Annotated in this window: 15 protein-coding genes; 9 read left to right on the forward strand and 6 right to left on the reverse strand. The window is 56.0% G+C overall.

What is annotated here, in order from left to right:
- Positions 1-89: 89 nt before the first annotated feature.
- From IB255_RS07180 to IB255_RS07190, 3 genes are read left to right on the forward strand one after another with little or no spacing between them, the layout of a single operon-like run.
- On the forward strand, positions 90-1,385 hold the full coding sequence (locus tag IB255_RS07180; protein WP_192209934.1) for a hypothetical protein: 1,296 nt from the start codon (positions 90-92) through the stop codon (positions 1,383-1,385).
- The gene (locus tag IB255_RS07185) at positions 1,385-2,365 is read left to right on the forward strand and encodes a tyrosine-type recombinase/integrase (protein WP_192209935.1); all 981 of its coding nucleotides are present in this window, start codon (positions 1,385-1,387) and stop codon (positions 2,363-2,365) included. Before IB255_RS07180 ends, IB255_RS07185 begins: the two co-directional genes overlap by 1 nt.
- 18 nt (positions 2,366-2,383) lie before the next feature.
- Positions 2,384-3,652, forward strand: coding sequence for a hypothetical protein (locus IB255_RS07190; protein ID WP_192209936.1), 1,269 nt, complete (start codon positions 2,384-2,386; stop codon positions 3,650-3,652).
- A 392-nt stretch (positions 3,653-4,044) separates the two neighbouring features.
- Here the strand turns inward: IB255_RS07190 and IB255_RS07195 are convergent, their stop codons facing one another.
- From IB255_RS07195 to IB255_RS07210, 5 genes are all read right to left on the reverse strand, one after another.
- Positions 4,045-4,236 (reverse strand): type II toxin-antitoxin system PrlF family antitoxin, encoded by a 192-nt coding sequence (locus IB255_RS07195; RefSeq protein ID WP_192209937.1) that lies wholly within the window; start codon positions 4,234-4,236, stop codon positions 4,045-4,047.
- Entirely contained in the window at positions 4,223-4,714 is a 492-nt protein-coding gene (locus tag IB255_RS07200; RefSeq protein ID WP_318652748.1) for a transcriptional regulator, read from the reverse strand. Before IB255_RS07200 ends, IB255_RS07195 begins: the two co-directional genes overlap by 14 nt.
- 237 nt (positions 4,715-4,951) lie before the next feature.
- On the reverse strand, positions 4,952-6,262 hold the full coding sequence (locus IB255_RS07205; RefSeq protein ID WP_192209938.1) for a type II toxin-antitoxin system HipA family toxin: 1,311 nt from the start codon (positions 6,260-6,262) through the stop codon (positions 4,952-4,954).
- A gap of 27 nt (positions 6,263-6,289) precedes the next feature.
- Positions 6,290-6,697 (reverse strand): DUF6957 family protein, encoded by a 408-nt coding sequence (locus tag IB255_RS31190; RefSeq protein WP_412548111.1) that lies wholly within the window; start codon positions 6,695-6,697, stop codon positions 6,290-6,292.
- Positions 6,694-7,449, reverse strand: a complete 756-nt coding sequence (locus tag IB255_RS07210; protein ID WP_192209939.1) for a metallophosphoesterase — start codon at positions 7,447-7,449, stop codon at positions 6,694-6,696. The genes IB255_RS31190 and IB255_RS07210 overlap by 4 nt, the downstream gene beginning before the upstream one ends.
- A gap of 272 nt (positions 7,450-7,721) precedes the next feature.
- Between IB255_RS07210 and IB255_RS07215 the strand changes: the two genes are divergently transcribed.
- Positions 7,722-8,654 (forward strand): hypothetical protein, encoded by a 933-nt coding sequence (locus IB255_RS07215; protein ID WP_192209940.1) that lies wholly within the window; start codon positions 7,722-7,724, stop codon positions 8,652-8,654.
- Positions 8,655-8,887: 233 nt separating this feature from the next.
- Here the strand turns inward: IB255_RS07215 and IB255_RS07220 are convergent, their stop codons facing one another.
- Positions 8,888-11,596 (reverse strand): AAA domain-containing protein, encoded by a 2,709-nt coding sequence (locus IB255_RS07220; protein ID WP_192209941.1) that lies wholly within the window; start codon positions 11,594-11,596, stop codon positions 8,888-8,890.
- Between the two features lie 357 nt (positions 11,597-11,953).
- On the opposite strand from IB255_RS07220, the gene IB255_RS07225 reads away from it, so the two are divergent.
- Genes IB255_RS07225 through IB255_RS07245 form a run of 5 tightly spaced genes read left to right on the forward strand, consistent with a single transcriptional unit; the run spans position 11,954 to position 19,211 of the window.
- Positions 11,954-14,641 (forward strand): TerB N-terminal domain-containing protein, encoded by a 2,688-nt coding sequence (locus IB255_RS07225; protein ID WP_192209942.1) that lies wholly within the window; start codon positions 11,954-11,956, stop codon positions 14,639-14,641.
- Positions 14,638-15,933: an ATP-binding protein gene (locus IB255_RS07230; protein WP_192209943.1), complete on the forward strand. Its 1,296-nt coding sequence runs from the start codon at positions 14,638-14,640 to the stop codon at positions 15,931-15,933. Before IB255_RS07225 ends, IB255_RS07230 begins: the two co-directional genes overlap by 4 nt.
- Positions 15,908-18,130 carry a DEAD/DEAH box helicase gene (locus IB255_RS07235; RefSeq protein WP_192209944.1) on the forward strand — a complete coding sequence of 741 codons (2,223 nt, stop codon included), beginning with the start codon at positions 15,908-15,910 and terminating at the stop codon, positions 18,128-18,130. The genes IB255_RS07230 and IB255_RS07235 overlap by 26 nt, the downstream gene beginning before the upstream one ends.
- A gap of 42 nt (positions 18,131-18,172) precedes the next feature.
- On the forward strand, positions 18,173-18,574 hold the full coding sequence (locus tag IB255_RS07240; RefSeq protein ID WP_192209945.1) for a hypothetical protein: 402 nt from the start codon (positions 18,173-18,175) through the stop codon (positions 18,572-18,574).
- A complete protein-coding gene (locus IB255_RS07245; protein ID WP_192209946.1) occupies positions 18,567-19,211 on the forward strand; it encodes a BRCT domain-containing protein in 645 nt (214 codons plus the stop codon). The genes IB255_RS07240 and IB255_RS07245 overlap by 8 nt, the downstream gene beginning before the upstream one ends.
- Positions 19,212-19,428: the final 217 nt, after the last annotated feature.

Below are 19,428 nucleotides of genomic sequence, written 5' to 3' on the forward strand. Positions count from 1 at the left end.
GGTAGGCCGAAGGCGCGGCCGACGCCCCTGTAACACGTCGGATAACCCACTGATCACTGTTTCATTACGTAGCTATTTGGAGCACTTCAATGACCAAGCCAAAGCATCAAGTCCGTGTCACGGTTAAGTCCGCTGGCGAGATTTACGAGTCGCCCGAGGGGCGCCTGTTCTTCGACGACAAGCTGGCCAAGTTCACTGATCTGTCCGGCGTGCGCCTGCTGCGCTGTGGCGTGGATACGGTCCGCCAGCTGTACAACGGCATGATCCGTCTCGAAGTAATGGCGCTGTTCGATGAGCCGGAAGACATCGTGGAGTTCGCTGGCTACCAGTGGGTCAAGGGCAGGGTAGGGCGCGACTCCGGCTACCAGTACCGCCTGCAGAACGCCGACACGGGCCTAATCCTGCTGATCAAGAATCACAACGTGAAGCTGGAGAACATCGGGCCGCATCTCAAGATTGAGGTGTCTCCACACGCCCTGGACGGAGCCGATCCTGCGATCCTGCAAGGCATGCTCGATGACCTGGCTAGTGCCGTGCTTGCTCACTGCGAGACGAACCAGTGCGCTGTGCATCTCGCGCTGGATGTGCAGGGCTGGACGCCTTCCGCGGACATCGCGGAGCGCATGCGCTGTCGTTCCACTCGCGTGCGGCAGATCAGCGGCATCGACCGTATCGAGTTCCACGGCAACGCCTCGGTGTATGGGCGTGGTGAGACCTTCATGTTCGGCTCGGCCAACGGCATGCAGCTTTGCATCTACAACAAGACGCTCCAGGCACGCGCCACCGACAAGCTCGATTACTGGAGCAACGTATGGGCGTCACTGAATGGCGACCCCTTCGGTGATGGCGAGCCCGCCTACAACCCAGAGGAAACCGTGTGGCGTATCGAGTTTCGCTTCCATCACTCGATAGTCCAGCAGTTCTCCGAAGGCTCCAAATTGTCCTCTGGAGAGGTGATCGGCTGCCGCACCTATGCTGGTCTATGCCCGCACCTGCAAGGCCTGTGGGAATACGCCTGTGACAGCTTCCGGCTGCTGCTGAAAGACCCGAAGTGGTACGACCCGTTCTGGTCGCTGATCACCCTGGATACGAAGGTCCAGGTAGAGGCTGATCCGCTGATTGAGCGCACCGAATATCGCCGCTACTACAAGACCGCACAGGGCTTCTCCGGCAAGAACTGCGAGATGTTCCTGGGTCAGTTCGCCAGCCTGATCGCGCGGGAGCGCATTCCCTCAAAAAAGGCACTTGAGGTCGGGAGAACGCTCCCCTTCTGGCATGTGATCGAAGACCACTACACGGCCAAGGGCTACAGCACTCGCGACCTCGAGAAGCACATCTGCGGGCTAATCAATGATCGCTACTTGAGGCGTGGATACGCCATCTGATGAGCATCACTAAGCTCCCCGATGGCCGCTGGTTCGTCGATGTAGAGCCGATCAAGGGCAAGCGTTTCCGTAAGCGGTTCAAGACCAAGATGGAAGCGCAGCAGTTTGAAGCCAATGCTCGTCAGAAGTGCTCCGAGAACCCAGGCTGGACGATCAAGCCGAAGGACCGCCGTAAGGTCTCTGAGCTGGTCGAACTCTGGTACGAGCTACATGGCCAGACTCTGGCGAACGGTAAGCGCTGTGTGGCGATTCTGCGGCTGATAGCGAAGGATTTGGGGGACCCGGTGGCGGTAACCCTGGAGCCGGCGAAAGTGGCCCGTGTGCGTTCGTTGCAGGTCGCTAAAGGCATGTCGGGCAAGTACGCCAACAACCGCCTTGGCTACCTCAAGTCGATGTACAACGAGCTACGTCAGCTGGGGGCCATCGACTACGAGAATCCCGTTGGACGCATGCGCCCCCTGAAGCTTCAGGAGAAGCCGCTGTCATATCTGACCAAGCATCAGGTATCCGAGCTGCTGGCCGCGCTCGATGCTCGAACCACATCGCCGCATCCGAAGATGGTCGCTCGCATCTGCCTTGCAACCGGTGCTCGATGGGGAGAAGCGCAGGCACTGACCCTGGATCGGTTGAAGGGCAACACGGTGATCTTCGCCAACACCAAGTCGAAGCGCGTTCGCTCGGTGCCAATCTCGGAAGCCTTGGCCAAAGAGATTCGTCAGCACTGGCAGACTCACGGACCGTTCACCAACTGCCTCGGCGTGTTCCGCATCGTGCTGCTGTCCACTTCGATCACGCTCCCGAGAGGGCAGGCCAGCCACGTGCTACGCCATACCTTCGCAAGTCACTTCATCATGAACGGCGGGCACATCGTGACGTTGCAGCAAATCTTGGGGCATGCGTCGATTTCAATGACAATGCGGTATGCGCATCTTTCTCAAGACTATTTGGCATCTGCGGTTACACTGAATCCACTACTTTAATCGGATGGATGCAGGTGTATGGGGCTTTTTCAAAGTGAATCTGAAATGCAAGATTGGTTGTCTGAAGAGCTGTCGAATGGTGATGGTCTGGCAGATGTTATTGTTAATATTGATTGCTATGATGACTATAAGCCTAGCGGAAGGATGGAGCAGCGTATTCTTGATTCTATAAATGTATGCAAAGAATCGCTCTATTCTAATGTGGTGGTATCTGAAAATGAAAATATATCTATTAACGAAGGAGAGGCGTTAAAGCCTGACTTTGTACTATACGCCACTGAGACAGAATCGATCGTTATTGTTGAGTTAAAGAATTTAGTTAGTCCGAGCCGGCAGGCTGGAACAGAACTGTCTGCGTATTGCTGTGAGATAAGGGCTTCGATACCTTTTATTTCTGACGGTGATGTGGTGAATGTTTTGGTTTCTACTGAATGGTCGACACTCCTAAAGCACTATGTTCGGCAGGAGGTCTTTTGGCAAAGGAAAAACCTAATCTGTTTGAGGCCGGTGCTTCATGAAGGCGTAAGGCGTCTCGAGATATTGCCAGTTCAAGAGCTCGCCGAAGGTGGTTTAGACATGGTTATCAGTGATCGTCATCTCGGGGGATATCAGATTTGCTTGTATGACGATGGGCTATATCAGCCAAATGCAAATAGAGATCGATTAGATGGCTGCATAGAGCAGTTTAAAACTGCCTTGCAATCTATGGCTACCATCGGAGCTCGATTAAATAGTCATGGGTTTGCTTTTCTTTGGAAAGATGAATGGGAGTTGAGCTTGGCTCCCTATTCGATAACTGTGATTAATTTTGCGCCTTACCAGTCTATTGAAAGGTTTTTACAAAAAATAGATCTGGAAGATATTCCGGAAATGGTTAGTCGGTTTATGGATATCGTGGTTGAGTTTGACCCTGTCGGTCATGGGAACGCTCTTTCGGAAATTCGTGATACCGCGACTGATATACTAAGTAATGTCTGTTCTGTCCGTCCGGAAGGATATACCCATTGGGGTGAGCTTCGTTCTGTTATGCTTGGTCGTGATTCGAAGGTTGCTTTTGTTGGGTGGGGTTTGTTTGGTGAGGCAATGCTCTTAAAGCTTAAAGAAGAGTACAGGGCTGGTAATACCTCATGCTCGATGATGGACCCGGAAATTGGTTTGTCCGTCGTTGATTCTATAGTCGATAGAAATTACCCATTTATAGAGTTGGCGTGGATTAAGTACAAGGGAGATCAAGACGAGGAAGCTAGTGACGGTTTTCCCGATATTTCCCCGGAAGAGCCGTTCTGATCTATTTTCTTGTTCTCTCTGCCAGGGCTTCGACACTTTTTCGACACCTTCCCGGCTCCAAAAAACGCAAAACCCCCGAAACGCTAGGCATTTCAGGGGTTCGGCAGGGTGTTCTGGAGCGGGCGAAGGGAAATGCAACCATTCCCCTTAAGCCGCATATCGACTGCATCTCCGGATGGATATGGATGCAGTCGGTATCAGGAACTGATCAGGTCAGCACGTCGCCATGATATCCGGATTTCAGATAATTTCCAGCATCAATGCGGAATAATTTTTATGCTGAGAGGGTGGGGTTAGGCTGTTGATCCATTCAGCTGAGGAGAGGCGCCATATCCATACCTTTTGGACAGCGGGAGAGTGGATGAGCTCAAGCCGGTGACGTGTTCTGAGGATCACAACGGAGCATCAAGATCTACGGCAATACCCTCAACAAGGCTCTGAGCACGCTGTCTGAGGTTCGTGTCGACAGCCAATAAGCACTCTGGATGGGCAGAAATGTCTCTAGCCAACAACGCCAGAAACCGGGAGAGTGCCGGGTCATCCATTGTGTCTGCATCCCGGTCTTTCTGGTCAGAGAAACACATCAGGGGATACTCCAAAGCGCTTCGACAGCGCCACGATTTGTCGCCGAGTGGGTTGGCGTTTTCCGCTGAGAAGGTCGGCTATGACTGTCGCATTGGCCACCTCTGGCAGGTCGGAAGGAGTTAGATCGTGCTCGGCCATCAGGTAGTGCAACACTGTAGCTGCGCTTACGCAGGGCATCGGATAGTGAGTTGCGTCGTACGCTTCCAGGCTGTCACCAATTCGGGCGACAAGTCCTGCCAGCGGGTGCATTTCGTCATCTCCGATCACGGCCAATAGCTGACCTAACACCTCCACCAAGGCCAGATAGTCCCGCTCATTCGCGGGCATTCTCAGTAGTGGTTCTACAAAGGACCAATGCGCGCAGGCGTGCTCCAACAAGGTGAGCTTCGACGGAACCTCCATAGTCGCGGAGGGATCGTGATCCACTCGACCGAAGCGCTCTTCATCAGGCCAGGACGCATCATCGAAAAGTCTCACTGTGCATCGAGCCCTACGAAGGCTCGAAAGGGCATAAAAGAAGCAAGCTTCACAGAGACTCAGCCGGTAATTCTCACCGGCGTGTCTCGCGCCGTGACCCCAGTTCGCAGTCAACGCACCACACTGGTGGCCACTATTTGCAAGTGGAAGCTCTCGGAGGCAAGCACTGCAAAAGGTGTCTTGCATCGTTGCGATTTTCGACATGGCCCTCTCCTCATGCTGTTCCGGCGCATCACCTCAACGAAGGCCCCACTCACGCAGGCGCACATCCAGATTATTGAGGGGAATGACCGCGGCGTTCCTGACTGCTGTGGGCAAATCACAGAGCAAGTCTGGCAGTGCACGGAACGTCTGCGCGGTGTCACGCAGCCGATCAAACATGGCGCTAGGTTCAGCAAACTCCGCCAACGCCTGACATGCAGCCCACCATACCTGCCGCTCGGAGCGTTCTGCCGTCCATTTGGTCGAGCGGGTGATGCCCTCAGGGTCGAGCACCATCGGTGCGAGATCATAGATGGGGGCTAGCCTCAGCTGACCTTCGCGCAGAACTGCGATGTTTCGTCCGTGATTGTCAGAGTTGCCCAAAACGCGATTGAGCAAATCCCGGCGTAGATATTCGAATACCAGGTCTTCAATCTGGTTAGATTGTCCTGCTTCGCGCCATAGCGCCGCCAGGGTGGCGACCACGTTCTCATGGCACATAGAGGAGCCTGGTTGCACGTTGCCGCTGAGGGAATAAATCGACTCCACGGGAACCCGTCGCACCTGTTCCTTGAGGACATATCGATCAAAGCGGGGCATCCAGAGGCTGGGAGTACGATCCTCCTCGAATGACAGACCATCCAGCGCAATTGACTCTAGCCCCACCTCACCAACAGCCTGATAGTAGAGATATTCGCTGTACAGAATGTCTCGATCTAATGAGGTTGCACGGCGTGGAAACTTCACTAGCCAATGCCTCTTCGCCAAATGATCAGGAAGTGCTGCATCCGCCTGAAGCACTCCCGCCCGCGTTTCAGTCAACAGCAGCTTGGGAGCTTCGCCGCCTGCACCAAGGGCACCGGCAGCCATTCCATATTCATTGCCTGGATCGAGGAGGCGAAGGTTGTGCTGAATCACCTCTTCGCGGTGCAGAGTTTCAGTTGGAGCTTCTGCCATGAGCTCCGTCGATTCCTTTACTCGCAGGTGTCCAATTGGCGCCGGCGTACACTGCTTCAGCCAGTGCAAGTCCTGCGCAATATCCAGACTCCGCTCCATATTGCTTCTTGCCAAAAACCTCCGCGCCGCTCCTGAGGGAGCAATGTCGTAGAGAAAGGCCGGGAAGCCAGACGAGTAATGGCGATCCCAATCCAAGCGATGGCACACGCTGATTGAGGGAGCGAGGGGAGAGCCAAGCTCATCATAAAAGGCAGTCAGGAACGCATCGGCATAACGAAATGCGCAGGGGCCGAAACGCCCCTGCTTGGGATGGGTGAACTCCATGGTGATCGCGTCGTACCAATGATCACCTATGTACGCCTGAAGCGTTAACTGCAGGGGCTTTGACATGCTCCCCTCCGGTCACCACATTGGCGACTAGTGAATGGACAGAACAACACTCAATGGGGCGGACCTGCGCGTTCCCCGGCCCAGCAACACATAAACGGTATTCCGACTTACGAAAAAGCCGGCATCGTCTCTCGAGACCTCGAACGTACTGCGGATCCAAGAGCCCGGTGGACAGCGCAGCGCGCTATCCAGAACGACGCGGTGCGCCAATATTACGGTCGGACGCCTGCCGCTGCGCTCGATTACCGCGAGAGCTTCAGGCGGACACTCCAGATCAATCAACGACCAGTTTCGCACCAGGCAGTAAGATTTCCTGGGGAAGCGTCGCTGGACCTCTGCTTCTGCATCAGCCTCACTCAGCATGCATCCCACCAGCGGGGTACCATCTCCATGTAAGGCTTCCCAGGCTTGGCCAACCATTTGTTCCAAATTCATCCCTGTACCTCCGGTACATGCAGTTCAATCAATTTATGGGGAGACCAGCCTGTCAATTCGCCGGGATATCCCTTTGGATTGCATACAACTCGGGTACCTGCCAGTTCATAGTCCACGGCCGTATGCACATGGCCATGCACCCACAGCACAACTGGACCGCCTATCAGGTCTTCCCACTGATTCGCAAAGGCAGCATCCAAGTGACCACCCGCATATGGGTTGCCGTGCAGAGATTTAAGTGAGGGGGCATGGTGGGTGATCACCACGGTCGGTCCGGCAAAGGGCACGGCCAATTGCTCGCGCAACCACAGGCGCGCGAGTGACGCCTGAGTGATGAAATCCATAGGGCGGCAAGGGCGATAGTTATCGGTCCGGATTTGCCGGAAGTCGTTTAGCAATTGCTCTGCCATCGCCGCTGCGACAGGTTGATTGCCTGTTGCCGTGAAATCCGTCCAAGCGGTAGTCCCTAGAAAGCGCGCCCCGCCAATTTCCACCACATCTCGTTCCAGCACCCGTACCTGATCGGCCTGTGCCGCCCGTAGCTTTTCCAAGGTTCGTCCGAGGTGCCCTCGGTAGAACTCATGGTTACCTGGCACATACAGCACGGGGCAGGAGAAGGTCTTCTTCGCCCATTCAACGCCGCGAACACCAACGTCGATATCCCCGGCAAGGATCACGACATCTGCCGCGACATGGGGTGGTTGGAATTGCTCGAACTCGTTGTGCAAATCCGATAGCAAGTAGATGTGCATCCCTAGTCCCACCAATTGCCGGTTGCGGTAGAGGATTGCTGTCTGCTGCGGAAGCTATGAGCCACGGTTCTGCTGTGGGACCGAGAAGCGGCATCGGTCTTCACGACGTGTCCTTTCCGGGGCCATAGAGCATCTGTCTGAACATGCATTTTAATAACGGCCTGTTATCTATTTTGGTCGAGTATGAATAGCGCACTCCATCCTTGCCGTCAATTGATCGCATGATCCGCGTAATTTCCGGCAAAATGAGCCCTCGCTGGAAGGAGGGCACAGTGGGAAGGCGCATCAAAACAGCATGGTTCAGCCAGTATCGAGCAGCGTCTGCTGAGCTTCCGTCTGCTCTAGCCAATGGGGAGCGTAGGGGAGAGGTGTTGCTGCGTCACACCCAGGGCGCGGGGGTCAAAGAGTCGACCTTTGCTCGCATGATGAAAGCTGGCCGAGCGTTGGATAATCTGATGCCCGAGCTTCAGGTCGAGCAGGTGCGGTGCACGTACATGCAGGCAGACTTTCTTGGCAAGATCGCCCAAATATCGGCAGTCCGTGCACAAGCGCTACTCGATACAGTACTGAACAACAACTGCACTATCGAGCAACTTAAGACTGCATTGATCGAGCTGCAACAGACGCAACCGGAGACAGCATCACTTCATAACAGGGACAGCACCAGGCGGCTTGTCCTAGCTCATGAGCGCAATTGTGCTGAAGCCGTTGCTCGCTCCGGCGCAGTTTTTTTTGGAGCCCCCAGTGGCAGTATCTTGCGGCAAATCGGCAGCACGCAGTATCAGGCTCCAAATTTTGTCGTGACGCAGGGGGATGAGATTCAAGCCGCCATTTTTACTCGGGTCGGAGGAATATCGAAGTCCGCAATGGCTGTTAGCTTGGAGTTCCTCCAACTTGCAATCGCCCATCATGCGCTAGTACCCAGAGTTTGGTATCTGCTGCCAAAGGACAGTCCAGTCGTTGCCCCGCTGACTCGCCTGGCAACCATGGTGGGTGGAGCTCCGCATCAGAAAGGATGGCTGAGCATTGCAACGCTCGATCCGGAGAGTGGAAGTCTTGAGGTGCAGAGTAATGATGCTTATTTAGCTCAGGCCTCTCTATCTATTTTTGAATTCGACTTGAGCGAACTTCGCTGGACAGGGCGCGACATTGCGACAGGCGAAGAGATAAGCCTCAACTATTTCAGAGCTCTCACAGATGGATAGTCATGCAATCGATGTGATAGCGGTTGCCATCCTGTGCATATGCTGGAAAGCACCGTTCAGCATGCGTGTGGATTGATCCAGGCGCCGCACATGTGCATCGGGGACAGTAGTTGCAGCTACTGATTGGGTCGGCAGCAATTGTGAAGAGCTCTTATGACCATGGTGCGTCCTAACTAGACGAACCACAGTTACCCACGGCTTTCGGTCAAGGGCTGCCTAGAAACGGTTCTGCCTTACACGCCGGACGTTGGGCTGGACCACTGGGCGATGAAGTCATCGATTCTTTCCTCAATGCGGCTCTCGACCGTGCGCAGGCGCAAAATGGGAATGCCGCTTTTCGCTAGAACGCGATTCTTTATAACGTCTCGCGCCGCTTGGTCGGGCTGGTCGTGAGAGCCGCCATCGACCTCGATTACCCCCACCGGTATCTTGCCTACCTTGAAATAGATCACGAAATCGCAACTGGCGCGCGCCATGAAGGCCCGTTCGATGTTTGTCCAATCTGGGTTACTTGGCGATGCGATCTGATCTAGTTTTATCTGCGAGTGGTACATCAGTGAATGGCAAGCCGTGGCGGACAGTGCCTCGCGCAGCAGTTGCGCCATGATCTGCTCGGACTTATAGCGGGAATCTTCAGGTCGCCGACGGGCGTCCAAGCGCGCCAGGGACAGGTCAAACTCCCGATACAGCAAGTCGAATGCCGACACCACGGGGGCGCGCACGATCTGCTCCTCCGGCGCGTAATAGGTGACGTAGCGCATCAGAGCCGCGATGTGGCCGTTGTTCCCCGTGAACACCTCATCGCCCGTCACCAGAGTGAAGCGATGCTTGGCCCGCGACACCGCCACGTTGATCATGCGTGGGTCATCGACGAAATCCAGGCGTTTACGCGCTTGGTTGTAGCGCTTCTTGTCTAACACGGTGGAGAAAACGATCTCGTTACACTCTCTGCCCTGGAACTTATGCACGGTGTCCCTGACAAAATCCGGCGGCAGGTGCTTGCCGGAGAGATTGACCTGCGCCCGAAACGGCGCGATAAAGCCGCGCCCGTCACCGTCCAGCATGACCGGCTCGTCCTCGTCGTCGAGCAGCTTGAGCAAAGAGTCCAACTCTCGCAGGTTGGTGTTCTGGCGAGCGTGGTTGCCTTTGGCGGTCACCACCAGGCGCAGTGGAGCTTCGCCCTTGTCCTCCGTCATGGGCACCAGCGCGTTGTTATAGAACTGCTGGTTGCAAAACTGGATGATTCTGGGATGGCAGCGGTAATGCTCTTTCAGCAGCGTTTTGGGCAGCGCATCCTTGAACACGCCGATACACGAATCAAGCAGGCTGTAGCGCTCGCAATCGTAGGCTTCGGCGGGAGCCGGTAGGCCCAATATCACGGGGATATGCGCCAACTGGCGGTTGTCGCCGACGACGATCAGATTCCTCGCGCAGCCCAGGGCTAAAATGCCCGGCACGATGTCTTGCAGCGAGGCTTCGTCGATGATCACGTAGTCGAGGATTGCTCCCGGCGCGATCGAATTGACGATGGAGTGCGTGCCGCTGCCCAGAATCGGAAAGCGCTGAACGAAGGCATCGAACTGTTGACGGTACGTTTTGATATCGAAGCTGACCGATGGCGGCGCCTGGCGCTGTAATTGCTGCTTCAGATGGCGCATCGATGCCGTTTGCAATTCATCCAGCAAGGCCGTGAAGTTGCCGCGTTCCAACGATTCGCGGCACGCCTGCAGCTCCGCTTCCGTGTCTCGCAACGCCTTGTCGTAGTAGTGCATCTGCAGGGCATGAAAGACAGACAAGCGTGCATCCCCCCGCGCGAAAGCTTTGGTGCGGAAAATCCGGAAGTTGAACAGCAGCTCGATGCGATCCTTGAGGCGAATGCGCTGCTCACCGAGATGGGCCAGGTAGGCCATCAGGTCCGCCGTTTTGCGCGGCGACAACCTGTACCTGTCTAGTGAGTTGGCAGCCTGTATGCCGTTATCTGCCTGCCACTGCTGCAGGTAGCGCCGCTCGATGATTAGCTCGTCGAGCTCGACTTGCAGTTGTGCCGCCCGATTGTGGTTGTGCAAGTGCTGCTTCAAGCGGGCCAGCAACGTCTGAATTTCTTCCAAAGTCGGTGCGGGCTCAGGCTTGCTCGATGGCCAGGGCGGCAGGTGAGCAAAGAAGCCCTCGCGGTTGACCTTATTGCCGAGCTTGGCGATAAGGTGGCCCAGGCCGCATTTCTCCAGCTTCTCGTAGACGTTTTCCACCGCCGCATTGTTGTTGGACAGCACAGCAACCGTCTGCTCACGCAATAGGATATTGGCGAGGATGTTGAGGATGGTCTGGGTCTTTCCTGTTCCCGGTGGGCCCTCGATCACACTGACCTGTGCGCGGAAGGCTTGCTCGACCGCCTCAAGCTGACTCTCGTTCAATCCGAACGGATAGATCAGCCCCTGGCCCGGCGTCAATGTGCCGATGCGCCCAGTGCAATAGGCATGTAAGGCGGTGTCGGCACTAGCGGGCAGCTTTTCCAGTTGGAGCACGATATTGGCGGCGATCTTACGGTCATCCTCCGACTCGGCGCGTTCCTGCCGGGCATTGGCTACAGCTGAGAGATAGTGAAAGACCGGTGCGTCCTTCATCGCTGTCGGTACGACAAAACTGATGCCGTCCATCTTGCGGACGTAGGGCTGCCCCGAATCTTGATAAAACACCACGGCATAGCGTTCGCCGTAGATAGTTGCCTTGGCGACGGGGGTGACAATCGTGCTACCGGGCTCGATCAGCAACATCTTGCCCAGCTCACGGCAGGGCGTGATAACGCATTCATCTAGTGCGTGTGCAGCCTTGCCCTTTTTAAGATAAGAGCACCTCAGTTGCAGACCTTCGTGCGTATCGTTCCAGATCCACCAACTGGTGATTTCTGCGGTCTTGTCCTCACCACTCACTTGAATCGAAACCATACATTCCTTTTTGTATATGCACGGCATCCGGCTGCGTTTCACGATGCACATCGAACGTCGTTGATTCCATGGTTGGTGTCATATTGACATCATTTGAGGCCAAGTAGGTATCCAATCCTTGTGGCTACGCGTTCCTGTCAGTCGCGGCATTCCCTGCTTTAAGGCCGCAGCCCGATGGAGGGGTCATGACGAGGATGTCATGTTGATGTCTCTGAAAACCTCCCGAGCCCGTCCTAATCGGCTCGTTTCACAAGTGATCAAGATCAATTTGCCGAGTGTCTCCTGATGGTTGGCGACTGAGTTCAAATTGCCGATACTGACGATCTGCCAGTATCAGGACTAGGAAGGGTTATGCTCATGGCAAGGAAGCGCAGAGGGAAGAAGGCGAACGCATCTGGTGGGTTGGTTTTGGCCGCCATCTTCATCGTGATCCTTGCATCTATTCCCAAGACCGTTTGGTTTCTCATTGGCATCGCGCTTGTGGTAGGGGGAATCATTTGGCTAATTGCCAAGCTTGTTGCTGATTCAAAGCCACTTGTTAATCGTCCCCCTCCTGCCAAGGTTGATCAGCCAGCGCCATCTAAGCCCGCCAAGTCAGCGAGGCCTGTTAAACCTGCCAAAACAACTAAGCCAGTCTCTTCGGATGCCATACCCCCGCGCGCCACGAAGCCAGGCCTGACAGCCAAGCCGTCTCAAGTAGTTCCTCGTACTGAAATCGACCTGTCCGGGTTATTCAATTTATCGTTGGATGAAGCTGGGGCAGCCTCCGAGGCTACTCCGCTTGCTCGAGCCGAGAGTCCCAAGAGCGAAACTAAGGAAGCCGAAGCGACGACTTCTGAGGCTTCCCGTCCTGTTGTTCAGGCGCCTCCGGTCACTACACGCTTTGTTCCGCCGGCGGGGATTGAGAAAGACCATTCGGAGTTTTTCACAGTCTTGATTGAGCCCGGTAAACCAGTTGCTTTCCGTATTCCCGATCGATCCGCCGAGTTGGAGCAGAAAGAGAGCCGCTGGTTGCCAGCAGGTGAAGCGATCGAGATCGCTGGTGAAAAAATTCCAGGGGGCATGCTCTATTTAGGGAGTACGAAGGGGCAATGGTACGGAACCACCGAACCTTCGATGATCGACACGCATCTTCCGGTGGCTCGGCGGATTGTGGATATCGCCGAACGTCTGACGTCCTACTGGCCTAGGTATGACAGCATTTCACCTGAGGCTAGGCGTGCCTATCTGCAATGGCTTTCCAGCGGCAGGAAGGCCCCGCACGCAAATATCGGTTACGTGTTCATATTTTTCTACGGGCTGGAACGGCGGGCTTTGCTCGACGCGAAAACTGATCCGGTAGCTGCAGCTGAAATACCGGTAATCATCGCCGAGGCTGAGCGCCTGCTGGCCATCTACCACGACAATAACTCCTTCCAGGGCTACGTCCGTAGGTTCTTGGATTTCGTTACGCCTGGTGGCGTCCAAGAAAGGCGTTACTTGGAAAATCCTCCCAAGGCCGATCGCTCTTCGTACGACATGCCTATGGAGCTCAGGGTTGGCTTGGGCCAGCTTGCTCGGGACAAGCAACCATTGCCGGCAGAGTGGGCATTGGCCTGGGTACTGTCTGACTACAACATTGGATTGCGTACGCCTGCAACTCGCTGTCCGGCTGAGTTCGCGAAGCTATTCAAGACTCGGTATGAGGAGGTTTATCGCGCGGGAATTGTTCTACCGCAGAACAAAACTCGCTTGAAGGTCGAGTACCGCCCAGCATCTGCCACATTGTCGCCGCAAACGGTTCCTGGGACTGAGGATTTGCCTGACGTTTCTGCCGTCAGCGGCCCTCGGAAAAAGCTGCAAGCGCTTACTGATGAATGCACGGCGCAGCTCGATTCCTACAGTCGTTACTTAGGGCGTAATCCCGATGCAAGTGATGCGTTGGAAGCGGTGCTTCAACTGCCCATTTCGCTCTGGCCGGAGACTACGCGCACCGAACTCGAGTCGCTAAAAGAGCGGATCGGCGAGGGTATGCTCGTCATGAGTTTTGGCGAGCTCGCGGGCCGCCTGAAGAGCGCGGGCGCGCTTTCGAGGGACAAAGTCTTAGCGTTTGCGCGAGCGCTTGAGTCTTTGCACATAGGCCTGCAACCCGACGTTCTCGCGGGGAGCCGAATTCCTAAGGCTGAGGACTTGATCGCGCTGTTTGCTACGCAGCCCGAAGACGGTGATCTGCGATCGTCTCCTGCATACGGTGCCGCATCGGTAACCCTAGATCTTGCCTGTGCCGTTGCCGCCGCTGATGGCGAGACATCGCCTCAAGAGATCATGCTGCTCTCGCGTCACATCGACTCCTGGAGTCACTTGAGCAGCGCCCATCGCAAGCGTCTGAAAGCACACCTGCGCCTCCAATTGAATCAGCCGCCGACTCTGCAGAGCCTCAAGAAACGCCTGGATCCTTTAGATCCGTCGGCGAAACGGGCGATTGTTGCTTTCCTAGCGCACCTTGCTCAAGCCGATGGGGAAGTGAGTCCGGCGGAAGTGAAGCTGCTCGAGCGTGTCTATAAATCTCTGCAGCTAGATGCCCAGTTGCTCTATAGCGACTTGCATATCGCAGCAAGCAGCCAGCCTGGTAGTACTCCGTCTGCTTCGCCGTCGCCTCAAGCAGTTGCGCCGTCGCCGACAGCAGGCGGTGGTTTTGTCCTCGACCAGGATCGAATTGCTGCACTACAAAAGGAGACGGAGCAAGTCTCCAAGCTCCTCGCTCAGGTGTTCGTCGAGGAGCAAGTTGTCGAGCCCGAGGAACCTACGGTGGAGGAGGAGGCTTCGGGCGATACAAGTCTTTGGAACCTCGACGCAGAGCACTCTGCGTTCCTTCGCTTGCTTGTATCGCGCAGCGAGTGGAGTCGAGACGAACTTGAAGCCGCAGCCGCGGACATGGAGCTGATGCTTGATGGCGCTCTGGAGCACGTCAACGACGCAGCATTCGACTTGTTTGACATGCCGCTCACTGAAGGTGAGGAGCCTGTCGAAATCAACTCAGAGATCAGGGAACAGCTAACTGTATGAGTACCATCAGAGCTAAAGATCGTGACGCAGTCATTCAGTCTCTTCGTGCCGGCGTGGTTCCCCGCGTTGGCCAGCATCTCATCCAGGTAGGGCGTGTCGGCGAGCTTGAATCGCTGATCCGCGACGTCGAACGACTATCGGATGGGGGCTCTGCCTTCAGAGTCGTGATAGGGGAGTACGGTGCAGGTAAGACGTTCTTCCTGAACTTGGTTCGCGCCATTGCGATGGAACGGAAGCTCGTGACGATGCACGCGGATCTCAATCCTGATCGGCGTCTGCACGCCACGGGAGGCCAGGCGCGTTCGCTCTACGCCGAGCTCGCCAAGAACATGTCCACGCGTACCAAGCCCGACGGTGGTGCACTGCAGGGCATCGTGGAGAAGTTCATCGCTCAGGCTAAGGCAGAGGCGAAGAGCTCAGGAAAGAGCAGCGAAGAGGTTATTCGCGCGCATCTCGACGAGCTTACCGAAATGGTGAATGGCTACGACTTTGCCGATGTGATCGCGGCTTACTGCAAAGGCTTTGAAGAAGGGAACGAGCAACTGAAAGCCGATGCCATTCGCTGGCTGCGTGGTGAGTTCACCACGAAGACAGATGCCCGGGCCGCCCTCGGTGTTCGCACTATCATCGATGACGCATCTGTCTACGACCAGCTCAAGCTCCTCTCGCGGTTTGTGAGGCTCGCGGGCTTTAGCGGTTTGATGGTCTGTCTGGATGAACTGGTAAACCTGTACAAGCTCTCGAATACGCAGGCACGAAACGCCAACTACGAGCAGATCCTGCGGATCCTAAATGACTCCCTCCAGGGCGCGGCAGAAGGTCTTGGGTTCGTGCTTGGCGGCACGCCAGAGTTCCTGATGGATACCCGGCGCGGGCTCTACAGCTACCCTGCGCTGCAGTCGCGCCTAGCCGAGAACTCTTTCGCGAAATCCGGCCTGGTCGACCTGTCCGGGCCAGTCATCCGGCTGGCCAGTCTGTCGCCAGAGGATTTCTACGTCCTCCTGCAGAAGCTGCGGCATGTTTACGCTGGCGGTGAGCAGTCGCGATATCTGCTGCCTGACGAGGCTCTGCCCGCGTTCATGGCTCACTGCAATCAGCGGCTAGGTGACGCTTACTTCCGTACGCCGCGGACGACGATCACAGCCTTCATCAACCTTCTTGCGGTACTGGAACAAAACCCAGGCGCGGATTGGAGGAGTCTCCTCGGTGCGATCGAGGTAGCTACTGACGAGGGTGGTGCAGCTGACACGCAGGTAGATCCCGACGATGAGCTTGCCACCTTCAAACTCTGACTCTGCCGGCTTCGGTCTGCTAGACCCAGCGATTCAACGCTGGGTCTGGCGAGAGGGGTGGACGTCACTGCGAGATGCGCAGGAGCGAGCTATTCCTGCGCTTCTGAACGCCGATCGCGATGTGATCATTGCGGCTTCAACTGCGGCAGGTAAGACCGAAGCAGCGTTCCTTCCGATTCTCACGAACCTGCTGAAGCATGATGACCCTGCAGGCTCTGTTATCTACGTCAGTCCTTTGAAGGCGCTGATCAACGATCAATGGGGCCGGCTTGAGACCCTCTGCCAAGAGCTGAATATCCCCGTCATTGCCTGGCACGGAGACATCTCTGCGAGCCGTAAGCAGCGCTTCTTGAAGTCTCCTCGCGGCGTCCTCTTGATCACGCCCGAGTCGCTCGAAGCGATGTTTGTGAATCGAGGGACAGGCCTCGCAGGCGTTTTCGCCAACCTGCGCTACCTGGTCGTTGATGAGCTGCATGCATTTATTGGAAGCGAGCGTGGTAAGCAGCTTCAGTCGCTGCTCCATAGGGTTGAGCTGGTCGTAGGGCGAACCGTTCCCCGAGTGGGGCTCTCGGCAACGTTGGGCGACATGGCGTTGGCATCTTCTTTCCTACGTCCTGGAAAAGAGCAGGGCGTTGAGATCATCGAATCAAAGACTTCTGGTCAGGTACTTAAGGTTCAGGTCAGAGGGTACGTTGAGGCGCTCTCGCAGCAAGGGACAGCAAATAGTGAAGAGGTACAGCAGGACGATGACTCGGGCGTAGAGCAGGCGATCGCTGCGCACCTGTACCAAGTACTTCGAGGGAGCAACAACCTCGTCTTCCCCAACAGCCGCGGAAAGGTTGAGTGGTACGCCGACCAGTTGCGTCGGCTGTGCGAAAGAGACGGGGTTCCGAACGAGTTTTGGCCCCACCATGGCAATCTCTCCAAGGATGTCCGAGAAGAGACCGAGAAGGCCCTGAAGGCTGGCAATCGCCCGGCAACGGCGGTATGCACCACGACCCTTGAACTGGGTATCGATATCGGGAGCATTCGCACTGTCGGGCAAATTGGATCGCCACCGAGCGTGGCAAGCCTGCGTCAGCGACTAGGCCGCTCAGGGCGTCGGCAGGGCGAGTCAGCCATCCTTCGTAGCTACTGCAAAGAGCGCTCATTGAGCGATGACTCGTCACTGTCTGATCGGCTGCGCCAGGGGCTAGTGCAGAGCGTCGCGATGATACGTCTACTGATGGCTAACTGGTTTGAGCCTCCCAAAGTGCAGGGCTGCCATTACTCGACTCTCGTTCAGCAGATCCTGTCGATCATTGCTCAACGTGGCGGGGCAACAGCAGGTGAGCTCTGGCGTAGCCTCGTCGCTATAGGGCCATTCTCGACGGTCGCTCAGCCCGACTTCCTGATGCTGCTGCGGGCCATGGGTGAACACGATCTCGTCGTCCAAGAGTCCTCTGGTCTGCTCCTACCTGGAGAGTCAGGAGAGCGGTTCATCAATCACTATGACTTCTACAGTGCCTTTATCAGCGATGAGGAATTCCGGCTCATCTGTGACGGCAAGGCGCTTGGGTCTTTGCCTGTCTCCCGTCCGCTGACTGTTGAGCAACGCATCATTTTTGCGGGACGCAGGTGGCAAGTGACTGATGTCGACGCAAACGCGAAAGTGGTGGTTGTACGGCCATCACCAGGAGGCGCACCTCCCGTATTTGACGGTATTGGCGCGCGCGTCCACGACCATGTTCGCCAAGAGATGAAGCAACTCCTAAGCGAAGAAGCTCCCTGTCCGTTCGTGGATACGACGGGGCAGCTCCTTTTGGGCGAGGCGCGCCGTTGCTTCAGTGATCTCGGACTTGCGAGTCGTGGACTGGTTGATGCTGGTGCCGAAACCGCGGTGTTTACTTGGCATGGCGATTGGACGAATGACGCCCTGGCAATACTGCTCGAACGGCAAGGTTTGAAATGTGAGAGAGCAGGGCTGGTGCTTGAGGTTGATGGCAGCGTGGGTCGTGTCCAAGAGGCGTTGCGCCTCATAGCTGAGGCACCTGTTCCGCCGCTTTCGGAGCTGCTATCTGACGTGCAAAACATGATGTGCGAGAAATGGGACTGGGTGCTTCCTTCAGACCTGCTCGCCGCTTCATACGCCTCAACCTATCTCGATGTTGAAAACGCTCGAAAGGTCGCTGCTCGCCTGGGTCAAGAAAGGCAGTAGCGAACCTGCTAGCCCCAGCAACGCAACAAGGATGGTCTGCAGATGGAACCGCTCAAACGATCGATACAAGAGCCTTTACGTCCCAATCTAACGCGGGAAGAAGCCTGGTTGCAGGAAGACAAGGGCTTGATTCACTGCTGGGAGATTGGTCGACGTCGAGCCGTCGCCGAAGAGGAGCTCGCAGCTAAATGTCTGCTGGGTGAACTGCCCCCGCTCGGTTGGAAAGGAGGTGTCGCAAAACGCCTGAAGAAGCTCGAGAAGTACGGCTCGTTCAGGTACTTGGCGGAATGGCAGGGGCTACGTGGAGAAGACCTCGATCTCGATATTTCCCAGGAGCAGAGATTGGTCTGCTCGAAGACAGAAATGACGGTGATCTTCACGGCTGACCTTTCGAAGCTCGCAGGCCCTGGAAGCACTGAAGATGAGGATGGATCCGATGGTTGATTTGCACCGGGAATTTGAGGGAAGCCGCTTCTATCACGAGGCTCGTATCGACCGCAGAGCTGCGGACGCTTTGGTGGGGCTGGCCGCAGGAATTACAGCTGATGGGCACATTAATCAGATGGAGGCAGAATTCCTCCGAAATTGGATCGCGACAAACCTCGCTCATCTCGACGATCCAGTGATCAACCTGTTGTATCGACGGCTGTCTGACATGCTTGCTGACGGCGTGTTGGACGCTGAGGAGTCTAAAGACTTGCTCGAGATGCTCCGGTCGTTCGCAGGGCTCTCCGCAGCAAAGCCGAAGGCAAGCGACAATAACTTTATGCGCCCGAATGGACTTCCGCTGGATCACCCTGCACCGGAGTTGGTTTGGGCGGGGCGGCTGTTCCTGTTCACCGGCGTCATGGCATACGGGCCGAGGAAGGACTGCGAAGCACTTGTGCTCAAGCGGGGAGGGGAGATAGCGCCGGGCGTCAGTAAAAAGATCCACTACTTGGTGGTCGGCGAGATTGGCAACGAGCAGTGGTTGCACAGCACTTACGGTACGAAGATCAAGAAAGCTGTGGAGCTGCGAGAGGGTGGAGCGCCACTCGCGATTATCAGCGAGCAGCACTGGCAAAAGGCGTTATTCGGTTAGACCACGGAGTGACGCACACGGCAGCGACTGGCATTAGGATGGTCTTCATTAGAGGCCAAACACGTGGATCTCCTCACGCTCTTATGCTTGGTATTCTCCCCTGTGGCCATCAAGAGCGCGTTTGATGCCGGCGCCCGTGGCCATAAATAGCAGTTAAGCTGCCAACCATGACCTTGATTCGTCTTAGCAAGACGAACCACAGTCACCGGCGCCTATT

It is taken from the genome of Pseudomonas sp. PDM22, from assembly GCF_014851965.1.
Lineage (GTDB): Bacteria > Pseudomonadota > Gammaproteobacteria > Pseudomonadales > Pseudomonadaceae > Pseudomonas.

Excerpts from the sequence above, each read along its gene's own strand:
- IB255_RS07180 (WP_192209934.1), top strand. The coding sequence starts at position 90 with ATGACCAAGCCAAAGCATCAAGTCCGTGTCACGGTTAAGTCCGCTGGC.
- IB255_RS07185 (WP_192209935.1), top strand. The coding sequence starts at position 1,385 with ATGAGCATCACTAAGCTCCCCGATGGCCGCTGGTTCGTCGATGTAGAG.
- IB255_RS07190 (WP_192209936.1), top strand. The coding sequence starts at position 2,384 with ATGGGGCTTTTTCAAAGTGAATCTGAAATGCAAGATTGGTTGTCTGAA.
- IB255_RS07195 (WP_192209937.1), bottom strand. The coding sequence starts at position 4,236 with ATGTGTTTCTCTGACCAGAAAGACCGGGATGCAGACACAATGGATGAC.
- IB255_RS07205 (WP_192209938.1), bottom strand. The coding sequence starts at position 6,262 with ATGTCAAAGCCCCTGCAGTTAACGCTTCAGGCGTACATAGGTGATCAT.
- IB255_RS31190 (WP_412548111.1), bottom strand. The coding sequence starts at position 6,697 with ATGAATTTGGAACAAATGGTTGGCCAAGCCTGGGAAGCCTTACATGGA.
- IB255_RS07210 (WP_192209939.1), bottom strand. The coding sequence starts at position 7,449 with ATGCACATCTACTTGCTATCGGATTTGCACAACGAGTTCGAGCAATTC.
- IB255_RS07220 (WP_192209941.1), bottom strand. The coding sequence starts at position 11,596 with ATGGTTTCGATTCAAGTGAGTGGTGAGGACAAGACCGCAGAAATCACC.
- IB255_RS07225 (WP_192209942.1), top strand. The coding sequence starts at position 11,954 with ATGGCAAGGAAGCGCAGAGGGAAGAAGGCGAACGCATCTGGTGGGTTG.
- IB255_RS07230 (WP_192209943.1), top strand. The coding sequence starts at position 14,638 with ATGAGTACCATCAGAGCTAAAGATCGTGACGCAGTCATTCAGTCTCTT.
- IB255_RS07235 (WP_192209944.1), top strand. The coding sequence starts at position 15,908 with ATGAGCTTGCCACCTTCAAACTCTGACTCTGCCGGCTTCGGTCTGCTA.
- IB255_RS07240 (WP_192209945.1), top strand. The coding sequence starts at position 18,173 with ATGGAACCGCTCAAACGATCGATACAAGAGCCTTTACGTCCCAATCTA.
- IB255_RS07245 (WP_192209946.1), top strand. The coding sequence starts at position 18,567 with ATGGTTGATTTGCACCGGGAATTTGAGGGAAGCCGCTTCTATCACGAG.